The sequence below is a fragment of the Caballeronia udeis genome (genome assembly GCF_044909315.1).
In the GTDB taxonomy this organism is placed as follows: Bacteria; Pseudomonadota; Gammaproteobacteria; order Burkholderiales; family Burkholderiaceae; genus Caballeronia; species Caballeronia udeis_A.
Map to the genome: position 1 here is coordinate 62,026 of NZ_JBIYEB010000003.1, position 12,070 is coordinate 74,095.

Here is a 12,070-nt window from a genome sequence, read left to right on the forward strand (position 1 = left end):
GGCCGTGCGGCGACGCTGCAATGACGGTTGGCTCTTCCTTGCGCGGTTTCGGGTTTCGATGCGAGCGGACTGGCTTGCCGGGATGAGACTGTCGTTGGAGATGACCACGACGGCGGTTCGGGAAAACGGTTCTCGTGAGGATCATAAGAACCTTCCCTTTTCATGCTGTTTCCTTGAAGTTAAAGATCTTGGTTCGACACGTCTCGAGTGAGTGGGAACGATCAACCCGTCCCACTGCATTAATATTTGTCTGAAGTACTTTTCAATCCACGGACATGGCGGGATATACGGACGAGAGAAACAAAACCGTGCGTTCCGCAAACGTTTGCCGGGCATCGGGAGTGAGTTGGAGGATGCTGGGGGTCTCCAAACTTGTCACGACATCGCGCATTGCAAGTTGGTAGATGTCGAGATTACGTTCGGTCTCCTTTTGCAGGGAGAGCACGAGGTTCGTTGCGGCATCGCAGGCCTGCGCCATTGCGTCCAGCCTCATTTCGTACAGCGAGACTGTCGTGACGCCGGTGGTGGCAAGAGTGATACCAATCCCAGCGAAAATGAACAGGGCCGGTTTTGCCAGAAGGGAACTCGTGATTCGAATCATAGTCTTCCGGATTGCGTTCGCATTCGGCCTGCTTTCAGTTCAGCCATTAATTGTCAGCGTTGCTTACCATCAACCGGACTCCTGAATCATCGCGGGAATATGCGACCACCTGATTTCAGCCCGCTCCTTGGTGTAGCAGCGCACCTTGTCGGCCGCATTTAGCAATGGTTCGATCAAATTTGCTGTCTTCGGTCGAGCTAGCGAACCCGATACCGCCTGTATAGGACGGAAGACAAGTCCCATTAGGGGTGAACGAGGAGCCTGTCACACGGTGGGGGTACTTCAGGCAGTATATCGACAAGGATTGGAGAAATCTTTACACCCTCCCTGTCGATAGTTTCCTGCCGGTTTGGCACAGAGTGGCGGTGTCAACTTGCGCCCTCGTGCGTCGACGAGAGGTCCCACTTAAAGGCGATAGAACGCAGAGCACAGCACCTTGACACTGTTAGTGTTCGCGTTAACCAGCAACAATTGCGACCCGCGACCTCGCACATCGTGAAAACCAGTGATTCCGATAGCCAGTTTGATCTCGCTACGCTGCTGGAACGGGCGATACATACGCTCATGATTCTGGAATGGCTAAATCGCTTTCAACAAAATGCCGACTTCAAAGCGTACTACGAGGCGAAACGGAACGGTGATGCCGGAACGTGTCCAGCGCTGGAGAAACGACACACGCGGATCGGTGCTACTGCGTGTTATTGCGCAGAAAATCGAGCTGCCCTGTCGCTTCGATGCGGTTGCGGCCGCGCTGTTTTGCCCGGTAGAGCGCCCGATCGGCGGCCTCGATGATGTCTGACGGGGCGCCTTGCGGCGGTTCGAACACGGCAATGCCGACGCTTACCGTCATAAAGGGTCCCGTCGAGGTTTCATTGCGGATATTGAGCATGCGAACCGCTTCCTGCATCGTTAGAGCTACCAGGCGTGCTCCTGCTTCATCGGTTGAAGGCAGGATTTCCGCGAACTCCTCGCCGCCATAGCGCGCGAGCAGATCGCCGCTGTGCGGCAACGCGGATTGCAGCGCGCGAGCGACGGAAACCAGGCAGCGGTCCCCTCCAGGATGGCCGTAGCGGTCGTTGAGCATCTTGAAGTAGTCGATATCGACCAGCAGCAGCGCAAGCGGATGCCGGTTACGGGTAGCGCGACTCCATTCAAGTACCAGCGCTTCGTCGAAGCGACGGCGATTTGCGGTATCTGTCAGGGCGTCCGTGAGCGCCATCTGTTCGAGGCGGTCGCGCGCCTCGTGCAGCTCGCGTTGTATGCGGATGTACCGGCCCTGCAGCAGGGTCGAGCGGGTTGCATAGACGACGATGGCAGTGAAAGTTCCCGCCGTTCCCGCATAGAAATGCTGGCGCATCAGCGAGATGCTGAGCGCGAGTAGGGCCACCGTATAGAAGATCGGACAGACGTTCTCGACGAAGATCGCGAGCGTTTGCTTTTGCGGCGCTGGCTCGGCTTCAACGCGCAACGTGCGCGGCGCCATGGTTGCCACGGCGAGGAACAGGAACGGCAGATCGACCAGCACATCCATCACGGAATGCAGGTCCATCACGGCCGCCCAACTGTTATACACATAGGCTATGACCGCGTAGAACCACAGGAACCAGAACAGGACCACATAAAACCGGCGCTCCTGTCCGCGCGGCTGGGCAAAGAGACGCAAGGTCGCAGCGACGGCAAGAATGAAGTTCTCGGTGTTGTAAGTCAGCACCAGGGTTGAAGCCGAGACCGGCGCCAACGGGGTGTCCGAAAACGGTACGACCGAAAAAATACTGACGTATGCGAGGAAGCCGGTTAGCAGAGCCTGGGCCGCGTCCATCCAGATGAAGAAGGGGATACGCTGTTTCGCCGACGCCGACGAAATGGCGAGCAAAACCGGCACGCCATACAGGAAGAATGAGAAATCGGAAAACCACGCGGCGCTCTGCGGACTGTGCCGGAAGATATCCTCCCATGCACTCAGGGAAATACCGAACGTCCACAAAAACGTCCCGGCGCTCAGCAGAACCCAGGGGGAACGCGACGCGGGTTCCTCAGTTGCGGCCTGCCAACAGCAACTGGCGCAGGCAAGCAACGGCGCCAGCACCAGGAACGGATAGGTGACGACCGTTGCCTGCGCGCGAAATACCAGCAGACATATCACGTGCAGGCATACGAGCGAAACAGCGACCAGCACGAGATGTGTCAGTTTCACCGGGCGGCGCACAGTTTGACCCCGGAGTTCAGAACGGCAAATGGAAAAATTAAGAAAGGCATATGCCTTCGTTGCTTTGTTTATGCAGGAATTCTACATATTCTGACCTACGGCGCGCATGGCGAAAACTTGAGGCTCTTTTGAACGCAGAGTGGCGTAACGGCCTTCAACTGGCGGTCGGCGGTACTCGACCGCCAGCAAGCTGCGCATCAGTCACGATATCACTCGAACTGTCCATTGGGCGTCTGCTATGGAGCAATGCGACCGACTGTTGCGGGTCGAGATTGTGTGAAAACATGCTGATCGCCTAAACTGGATTAACTCATTCAGCTTAGGTGACCGGACGAAGCGATTCATAGAAGGTGAAGATTGCAAACAGGTGACGCTGCTTCCAGAGTGCCTTGATGACTTCGTCGCAGAGGACAACCCAGTCAGGATTATCGAGGCGGTCGGTGAAGAGCTTGATCTTGGATCGTTGGGCTTTGATAGAGCGAAGCCGTCGACTACAGTTCGCCCGTCCTATCATCCGGGCGTGCTGCTGAAGATCTATATCTACGGCTATCTGGACCGGGTTCAATCGAGCCGGCGTCTTGAGCGCGAATGCCAGCGCAATGTTGAGTTGATGTGGCTCACGGGCCGACTGGCCTCGGACTTCAAGACCATAGCTGACTTTCGTCGTGACAACGTCGGCATTCGCAACGTGTGTCGCCGCTTCGTGATGCTGTGCCGTGAGCTGAAGCTGTTCTCGCAAGCACTGGTCGCCATTGACGGCAGCAAATTCAAGCCAGTCAATACACGCGATCGCAATTTTACCGAAGGTACGGTCGACAAGCGCCAGAAGCAGATCGAGGAGAGCATCCAGCGGTATCTGAACGCACTGGAGACTGCCGATCGTACGCAACCCTCCAAGCTGGAAGCGAAGATGACTGGATTGCAAGAAAAGATCGCGCGCTTACGCGAGAAGATGCGAACTCTCGATCAGATCAGGGAACAACTCAAGACCCAGCCTGATGGCCAACTCTCGATGACTGATCCCGACGCGTGCTCCAGGACGCGACTGGGGATGAAGGCTTGAATGCCTGCCGATTCCAGATGGTGCGGGATCGCGTTCGAATCGTGGGCCTTGTCGGCAGCCAGCCTGACAGGTTCCAGTTCACCCAGCAAAGGCAGAGCCTCGGGACTGTCTCCAGTCCTACCCGCCCGTCATACGTAACCGTTCGAATTTTGAGGCCACCCCTCATTGGCTGGCGCCTTGCTTTTTAGCATTTCGATTGACATCATTGGCAAAAAAATCGAGAAGGAGCCTCACCAATGCTAGAGGCTGCTCCTCGGGGATGTAATGGCCGCTGTTCGAGATTATCGCCCCCTGAACATTTAGGGCTACCGCCTGCATCGTTCTTTCAGCACTATCCTTGTAGCCATACTCCGCGCCTATTGCCAGCACTGGCATCGGCAATTTCGTTGCACCGAATCTTTTGTTATCGGCAGTGTCCTGCCCGAGCAACTGCTGATAGTAGGCGAAGGATGCGCGAAGCGCGCCAGGCTGCCTCCATGCGTCCGCGTAAATCTCCAAGTCCGCATCCGAAACCGCGGTTGGATCAACTAGACCTATCCTATCTCGTTTAAACAAGTATTCGAGAAACAGGCGTTCTCGCCCACGCACCAATGCCTCAGCCAAATCGCCCTGCATATTAAAGCCAAAATGCCAACTTCCCCCTTTAGCAACGTCCATTGATGCTTCTTGGCCGAATGCAGGTAACCCACTTTCGATAAATGCAAACTTTCGAACCTCCTGTGGCCACTGCGCCGCATACGTGTACGCAACCTGACCACCCATATCGTGGCCTACCAAAAGAACGCGATCAAAGCCGAGTGACCGGACCAACTCATGAAGATCTGTGGCAACTGATTTTTTATCGTAGCCCTCAAGGGGCTTCGAGGAGTCTCCCATCCCTCGCATATCAGGTGCTATGACGAAATACCTCCCGGCCAATCGTGGAATGACTTTACGCCACGCGTACCAAGTCTCGGGCCATCCGTGAATGAGCAATACCGGTTGGCCGCTCCCGGCAGTGACGAAGTGAATTCGGACGCCATTTACCCAACGCCGCTCATGGTGAACAACGAGCGGAGGCGGCAGCTCATCGCTGCTCCCGAGGCCGTTCATCGCGTCCCCTGACGGTGGTAGCGCTGATGCACTACCTACCGCCAGCATTAGCGTTACCCAAATCCATATGGTTTTCATGCAAAGGCACCGCGTGCGTTGACAGATTGACATATCACTCTGATCTTGTGTTGGATTGCGCGACCCCGCGGGGTTGACCGCTTTTGCGGGGGGCAACGATGTTTCATAACCTGCGACGAATCCTGGAACACCTTAGTCCACAAGTTCATCGATGGATCACGGTTAGAGCAGTTTTGCCGCTTCAGTATTCAATGTTTCCAAATATGAACATAATCATAAATAAGAACAAGCTTATCTTCAATCTTTCCTGAAGGAGGGGGCCTGAAGTCGGTTTGAGCAGAAAAAGCGGAAACAAGGATCGAGCTCGTTGACACTCGGATCAACATACGTAAGGTACTAGGAGCACGGCGCCGAGTGCTGTCAACTTTCGGGGAGCTTGCAGTGGATGCGGCGATAACGTCGGCTATGAAACCAGCGACCCAGCAATACATGCCTGTCACCGCTAACCCGCAGTCTTGGGCTATCGCTTTCCGCCAGATGTGATGAGCTATGCGGTGTGGTTGTACTACTGTCTCCCGCTCAACGAGCGCATGGTCGTGGGAACTGCTGGCAGCGCGTGCATTGAGCTTACATACGAGACGATGCGGCGCTGGACGGTGAAGTTTGGGCTGAGCATTGCCCGGCGCATCCACTCTACAACTTTGGGCCGGAGCGGCAAGTGGCACCTGGATGAAGTGGTCGTCACGATTAACAGCAAGAGGCGCTGGCTGTGGCGCGGTAGACAAGCATGGCGTGGTACTCGATTTGCTGGCGCAATGCCGGCGACAGGCACGCGGCCAGGACGCTCATGCGCAAGCCGCTAAAGAAGTATGGGTGGCGGCACGTATGCTGACACCGATAAGCTTTAGTGCCAGGCGGCGGCGAGCAGGGATCTGAGGATTAACGTCAAACACCGCCAGCACAAGGGGCTGAACAACCGAGCGGAAAATTCGCACCAGCCAACACGGATATGCGAGAAGGTCATGCGCCGCTTCAAATCAGCGCGTCAACTGCAACGTTTCGCTTCGATTCATGATCAGGTGGGCAATCTGTTCATGCATTGCCGCTACCACGCGAACGCGCGGCGAAAACGCGCGCTATGCACCCAAGCTCCTCGAGACGTGGGAAAGCTCAATTATGTAGTTGCTATCACGAGAATCTCTTGGATCCACGGCTCGCTCCGCTAGTGGGAAACTCAAGGAAAACCCGATGTTGTTCTCTGGGAGGAACTGGAACACAATCAGAAACACCGTTACTCAGTATAACCAGCGACATAGGGACGCAATATGAATGCTAGCCATTCTCGAGTCAGTCTTCGGACTGACAATTCGCCACCTTCCAGCTATCGCTGGGTGATTCTTGCTTTGGCCTGGCTGGCGACATTCGTGACCTTTATCGATCGTCTGGCGTGGGCGAACGTGGCGCCGTCGGCAAGCGCGACGTTCGGGTTGCCCGTGGCTGCGTTGGGCTGCTTTGTGACGTCCTTCTATATCGGGTACGTCGCTGCTAACGCGGTCACGGGATTTCTGACCGACAGGATCGGCGCTCGTCTCTCCTTACCGCTAGCCTTGTTCCCGCTTGGTGCCTTGACCTTCTCGTTTGGCTATGCCAATTCGGTAACGTACGGTGTCGTGATTCAGTGTCTCATGGGACTTGCTGCTGGTGTCGACTACGCGGGCGCGGTCAAACTGGTTGCTGGGTGGTTCGATGTCAGGCACCGCGCGCGGGCGGTCGGCATCATCCTGACTTCGATGTCCGCTGGCGTCGTTGTGGCGAACACCTCGATTCCCAGGGCGCTTCGGTTCGCGCAATGGAGCATGATTTACCATGCTCTAGGCATCTCTACGGCTTTGGTTGCAGTCCTTTGCGCACTTATGTTGCGGAACGCACCTGCCGGCAAAGCGGTGCTGCAAAAGAGAACCACCGCAAAGGAGGTTCTAGCGCTTTTCCGTAACAAGAATCTCTGGCTAACAACTATCGCGGGTTTTGGGGCGTGCTGGGGCAGCATCGGATTTGTCTTCTGGGCAAACGTGCTGATGCAAAAAGGTCTTGGGCTTAGCAGCGTCGAATCCGGGACCGTCAGCACGGTGTTCGGTGCAGTCTCTCTGATTGGTGCGCCCATGGTCGGGATGCTCTCTGACTGGATTGGCGGACCTCGCAAGTGGCTGACGGCGTTCGTCCTGCTAGCGATGGGGTGCGGATTATCTGTCTTCGGACACCTTAAGTCTCTTCAGGCACTCGAAATTGCTGCAGCTCTTCTTGGAGTAATGACGTTCGGATGGGGCGCATTGATCGCTTCGATCATTACCGAGATCGTGGGAGTCAGACTTGCAGCGAGTGCCATCGGCGTGAGTAATGCGGCGTTTCAGGTTGGGTCAGTGCTCGTTCCTCTGGCCGTCGGGATGGTCTTTCAGTCGACACACTCCTTTAATCTGGCGTTTATGACATTGGCTATCGGACCGATTGTGGGCGGCGTTGCAGTCCTCGCCGTCAGGGAAGGGCTCGCAGCGAATCTAATAGAGGAGGCGCCAAATCGAGAAAGGTCGGGTGTGATGGCGCCGACAAAATGACTCTGAGCGGCAATCGTGTCGATCAAATAGTCACGGCGTAACAGGCCCAGCTTCTCGACGGTGGCAGGAGTCATTGGTTGTACGGAAACCGTAGATAAATTACTAAAAATAATAAGTAGTACAAATTATAAACACCAGATCGGAGATTAATCTTGAAGCCAACGATTTTCGCAGCGATTGCGATTGTGTCCGTTCCCATCCTCTGTCGGGCCCAGTCGAGCGTGACCCTCTATGGGAACATTGACGCGGGGATTGGATATACCAATAATCAGAAGGGGGGCAGTGCGGTCCAGATGATCAATGGACGCGGTGGCAGCTTCTTCGGTTTCAAGGGTGCAGAAGACCTTGGTGAGGGGCTTCAGGCCACGTTCTGGCTCGAGAACGGGTTCACTGCTGCTAACGGTGTCTTGGGGCAAAACGGAGCGCTGTTCGGACGGCAAGCTCAGGTTGGGCTGAAGGGCAAGTTCGGCGCGCTGACGCTAGGTAACCAATATGACACGATGGTGGACGACCTCCAGGCCTATAGTTCCGCAGTGTATTTCGGAGGATCCTACGGTGCACGGGCTGGTGATGTGGACAATGTGTGGGGTGACTGGCACGTGAACAATTCTGTGAAGTACGTGAGCCCTGTATTTGGTGGATTGACGGCTGAAGGTATTTACAGCTTCGGTGGGCAACCAGGGAGTACGGCAAAAGACCGGATCTACGGCGCGGGATTTAACTTTGCTGCCGGTGTTTTCTCGCTCGGTGGTGCATACATGAATGTCAACAACCCCGCCGTATCCATCTATCAGGGTACATCGGCTCCGATTGCAAGCCAGACATTCGGCGCCCCTTTTAATAGCCCGATCTACAATGGCTACCTTTCCGCCCAGAATCTGCAGATTGCTGGCGCGGGTGCCTCGTTGAGCATCAACGGCCTTACGTTGGATGCTCTGTACACGAACACAAGATTCCGTGAGATTGCACCGACCGTGGGCGGCAACCAACGTACGCAGGCCGGTTTCAACACATACGAAATCAACGGCACTTACTACCTTCGACCCGACATCGTTGCTTCGGCTGGCGTCATGTACACAAGTGCGACGGGTGCGAACTATCTGCAACCCGTGGCGGGGGTTAACTATCTTCTCTCAAAACGCACGCTGGTGTACCTTCTCGGCACGTGGATGAGGGCGAACGGAATCGATTCAACCGGGCATGCGGCTGTGGCCGATATTACCAACGTCAACCCTTCGAGCAATCGTAATCAGGTTGGCGTGCGCATTGGACTGCGAACTCGCTTCTAAGCATATGTCGCAGGCACCTGCGGGGAACAATGTTGCGCAGTGCCTGCCGTAGGGAGTTCAGGTGAAGAAGTCGAGCAGCACCGATGCTAGTCGTTCGGGTTGCTCTTCCGCTGGGTAGTGGCCGGAGGACTCGATTATCGCACTGCTGACGTTAGTCGCTACTTTTTCCATCGTTGTTTTCGCTCCCTGTCCGTAGCCAAACTCGCAGCCAATGGCGAGAACCGGCATCTCAAGCTTCGTCTGGCCGAATTGCTCATTGTGCTTCCTGTCATCAAAAAGAGTCCGGTAGTACGAGAAGCTGGCGCGTAGCGCGCCAGGTTGTGCGAGCGACCGCGCATAGACATCAATGTCAGCTCCGCTGATGGAGCTAGGATCAACGGTTCCCACGGTGTCGCGCCGGATGAAATGACGGACGAACAGAGCTTCGCGACCGCGGACGAGTTCTTCGGAGATGTCCCCCGCCATGTTAAAGCCAAAATGCCAACTGCCGCCTGTGGCAACATTCATTGCGTTCTCCTGGCCGAAGCCAGGAAGTCCGCTTTCGATGAAGACAAACTTTCTCGTAAGTTGCGGATAGAGCGCTGCGAATGCATAACCCACTTGGCCGCCCATGTCGTGGCCGACAATGCAGGCGTTCTCGAGACCGAGGGACTGGAGCAGAGCAAAGAGGTCGCCGGCAATCGTCTTTTTGTCGTAGCCACTGAAGGGCTTGCCGGAATCGCCAAATCCACGCAGATCCGGCGCAATCACGGTATGGCGCTGCGCCAGAAGCGGGATAAGTTTACGCCATGCATAGGACGTCTGGGGCCACCCGTGCAGCAGGACCACTGGGCTGCCTTGCCCGGCCGCTCTGGCATGGATGCGTAGTCCATTTACGCGTCGGGAAACTGACTTGATAGCGACAGAAATGGCGCCTGCTGTCGGCTGTTGCGAGGGAATCTGGCTCATGTTGCACGGACTCTCAAGGTTGTGGCGAAATCGCCGGTAGAAATGCTAGTCGGACTTTTATCGGGCTCTCGCGAAAAATAGGCAAGAAGCCTGTCGCCGGCGGCAGGATAGGCGTGATCCGCAAGGATAATTTATAATTCCTGTATGAGAACACGTTCCCAATATAGTTCTATTGTCAGAGAAAAATTTCAACTTGGAGTCTCAGATGGATGAGAAGAGCGAACGGCTGCTGACAGAAGCCACCCCTGTTTCGACTACATGCTGGCTGGAGGGGCCTGTTTGCGATGCCCTTCAGAACATATATTTCACTGACGTGCGTGGGAACCGCATTCTCAGGCAGGATCGGGATGGTCAACTAACAGTATTTCGCGGGCCGCAGGCAGCAAACTATCCAAACGGGCAGGCGCTCGATCCCCAAGGGCGACTTGTTACGTGCGAGGAAGGCGATCCTGAGACGAATACTCCGCCAAGGCTGACGCGAACGGACTTGGAGACAAAAGCGGTAGAAGTGCTCGCTGACAACTTCGAAGGTCAACGCTTTTTCGGCCCAAGCGATGTCGCGATCGACAGAAAAGGGAACATCTATTTCTCGGACGGCGTTCGCCCGTTCTTCCTCGCACCGTTTACTAGCGCGTCGTCTCGAGTGCCTGCAACGGTGATGCGTAGTCCTAGCGTTTTCAGGCTCAACAGCCGTGGTGTATTGAAGCGCATACTTGGCGACGGAGATGTCTTGCAACCCAACGGGGTAGCGCTATCGCCTGATGAGCGTACACTCTATGTAGTCGAAAACGACATTTCAGAAGCGGGCACGAGACAGTTGCGGTCGTTCACACTCACTGAAGAAGGTTTGCCGCTCGACAGAGAAATACTGGTCGAGTTCTCGCCCGGGAGAAGTGCCGATGGTCTTGCGGTAGACGTTGATGGCAACCTCTATGTTGCCGCGGGATTGAACCGCTTGCGCGGTACTGCGGAGACATTGGCAACGCCCGCCGGTATTCACGTTTTTTCTCCGCTCGGCGAAAAAATTGATTTCATCCCGGTCTTTGAGGACTCTGTCACCAACGTGACCTTTGGTGGCAACGATATGCGTGATCTCTATATCACCGCAGGGAAAACGCTCTTCAAGGCTCGAGGCAGATTAAAAGGAGCGCGTCGGTGATTCGAGTTCACGCAAGCGTCCCGTTGCAGGTCTCCTATGAATTAAGAAGGGGCGCCCTTGAGAGAACATCGTAGGCGATAGAGACTCTTCGTGGCTGCTACATACATGAATGGAGTTTGGCTGTGCCTGGTAAGTATCACGTTGGACGGACGTTCCAGAGTCGGCACCTCGGCAATCTGTGTTCCGCTTGGGTCGTAGACTCGGATCCCTGGGCGTGTTGGTGACTGTACCGCAGCGTAGACATTGCCAGCACTATCGACAGTAATGCCGTCGGCCCCTTTCTCGCGGCCGTAGTCGACGAATAGACGTTGTCCATTTACCTTCCCCGGTTTCTCGATGTCGTACGCCAGTATGCGCATATCACCGATATCTCGAAGGGGGACCTCATCGAATCGTCGATCGAGGATGCGAATATCATGTTCGACGACGTATAGAATGCGCTGATCTGGCGACAGAGCTATGCCATTGGGTTTTGAAACATCGGCCAGTACAAGCTTTATGTCGCCGGACGAGCTAATGTAGTAGACGCCAAATACCGGTTGCTCAACGGGTTCATGACCGAGGTAGCGGGGATCAGTGAAGTAGATTCCCCCCGCACGGTCGACGACGAGGTCGTTAGGTGAATTGAACGGTCGGCCGCCATAGAGGCCAGCCACGATCGTACTTTTTCCGGTAGCCATATCTGTTCGTATGACGCTGCGCATTCCGAAATCGGCGCCCCCCGCAACCAACATGTTCCCGTTTTTATCGAAGTCGATTCCCGACGCCATGCCGCTTGGTGACCTGAAGACAGACGTGACCCGGCTCATAGGGTCAAAGACCCATATGATCCCAGCTGTCATCGACGTACGGTACGAAACTGTGATGTCGCAGAAGAATATCCTGCCATCCGGCCCTTCAGCCGGGCCCTCCGTGTTGTAGCCGTCAGCGAAAACCCTCTCAAGGTTCACGCCATCTGGAAAAATCTCGTTTGTGCGCAAGGGAAGTACTCCTGTCTGTGTCAACACATCCATTTGAGGTCGGCAAGCCCGGATACGGCACCGCCTGTTCGGCGCGGTTTGGTCTTGCCCAGCCACGGCGACGCA

Annotated in this window: 8 protein-coding genes and 2 pseudogenes; 5 read left to right on the forward strand and 5 right to left on the reverse strand. The window is 55.5% G+C overall.

The annotated features are described in order from the left end of the window. Positions 1–262 precede the first annotated feature (262 nt). Both ABH944_RS05465 and ABH944_RS05470 read right to left on the reverse strand, forming a co-directional pair. Complete coding sequence (locus ABH944_RS05465; protein WP_404605288.1) at positions 263–601, reverse strand: hypothetical protein; 339 nt, start codon at positions 599–601, stop codon at positions 263–265. Positions 602–1,289: 688 nt separating this feature from the next. Continuing rightward, complete coding sequence (locus tag ABH944_RS05470) at positions 1,290–2,795, reverse strand: GGDEF domain-containing protein (protein ID WP_404605286.1); 1,506 nt, start codon at positions 2,793–2,795, stop codon at positions 1,290–1,292. A gap of 316 nt (positions 2,796–3,111) precedes the next feature. Between ABH944_RS05470 and ABH944_RS05475 the strand changes: the two are divergent. Then, positions 3,112–3,858: pseudogene (locus ABH944_RS05475) on the forward strand (transposase); the annotation flags it as partial. A gap of 174 nt (positions 3,859–4,032) precedes the next feature. On the opposite strand, the gene ABH944_RS05480 reads toward ABH944_RS05475, so the two are convergent. Further along, a complete protein-coding gene (locus ABH944_RS05480; RefSeq protein ID WP_404605285.1) occupies positions 4,033–5,040 on the reverse strand; it encodes an alpha/beta fold hydrolase in 1,008 nt (335 codons plus the stop codon). 455 nt (positions 5,041–5,495) lie between these two features. Between ABH944_RS05480 and ABH944_RS44625 the strand changes: the two are divergent. From ABH944_RS44625 to ABH944_RS05495, 3 genes and pseudogenes are all read left to right on the forward strand, one after another. After that, a pseudogene (locus ABH944_RS44625) lies at positions 5,496–6,206 on the forward strand (IS6 family transposase). 99 nt (positions 6,207–6,305) lie between these two features. Then, positions 6,306–7,589, forward strand: a complete 1,284-nt coding sequence (locus ABH944_RS05490) for an MFS transporter (RefSeq protein ID WP_404605284.1) — start codon at positions 6,306–6,308, stop codon at positions 7,587–7,589. Positions 7,590–7,741: 152 nt separating this feature from the next. Continuing rightward, positions 7,742–8,878, forward strand: a complete 1,137-nt coding sequence (locus ABH944_RS05495) for a porin (RefSeq protein ID WP_404605282.1) — start codon at positions 7,742–7,744, stop codon at positions 8,876–8,878. A gap of 57 nt (positions 8,879–8,935) precedes the next feature. Here the strand turns inward: ABH944_RS05495 and ABH944_RS05500 are convergent, their stop codons facing one another. Further along, positions 8,936–9,826 (reverse strand): alpha/beta fold hydrolase, encoded by an 891-nt coding sequence (locus tag ABH944_RS05500; RefSeq protein WP_404605281.1) that lies wholly within the window; start codon positions 9,824–9,826, stop codon positions 8,936–8,938. 205 nt (positions 9,827–10,031) lie between these two features. Here ABH944_RS05500 and ABH944_RS05505 point away from each other — a divergent pair, with 205 nt between their 5' ends. Beyond that, the gene (locus ABH944_RS05505) at positions 10,032–10,985 is read left to right on the forward strand and encodes an SMP-30/gluconolactonase/LRE family protein (protein WP_404605279.1); all 954 of its coding nucleotides are present in this window, start codon (positions 10,032–10,034) and stop codon (positions 10,983–10,985) included. A 41-nt stretch (positions 10,986–11,026) separates the two neighbouring features. On the opposite strand, the gene ABH944_RS05510 is transcribed toward ABH944_RS05505, so the two are convergent. After that, on the reverse strand, positions 11,027–11,965 hold the full coding sequence (locus ABH944_RS05510; RefSeq protein WP_404605277.1) for an SMP-30/gluconolactonase/LRE family protein: 939 nt from the start codon (positions 11,963–11,965) through the stop codon (positions 11,027–11,029). Positions 11,966–12,070: the final 105 nt, after the last annotated feature.

Coding starts and splice junctions, on each gene's coding strand:
- ABH944_RS05465 (WP_404605288.1), bottom strand. CDS start 601: ATGATTCGAATCACGAGTTCCCTTCTGGCAAAACCGGCCCTGTTCATT.
- ABH944_RS05480 (WP_404605285.1), bottom strand. CDS start 5,040: ATGAAAACCATATGGATTTGGGTAACGCTAATGCTGGCGGTAGGTAGT.
- ABH944_RS05490 (WP_404605284.1), top strand. CDS start 6,306: ATGAATGCTAGCCATTCTCGAGTCAGTCTTCGGACTGACAATTCGCCA.
- ABH944_RS05500 (WP_404605281.1), bottom strand. CDS start 9,826: ATGAGCCAGATTCCCTCGCAACAGCCGACAGCAGGCGCCATTTCTGTC.
- ABH944_RS05505 (WP_404605279.1), top strand. CDS start 10,032: ATGGATGAGAAGAGCGAACGGCTGCTGACAGAAGCCACCCCTGTTTCG.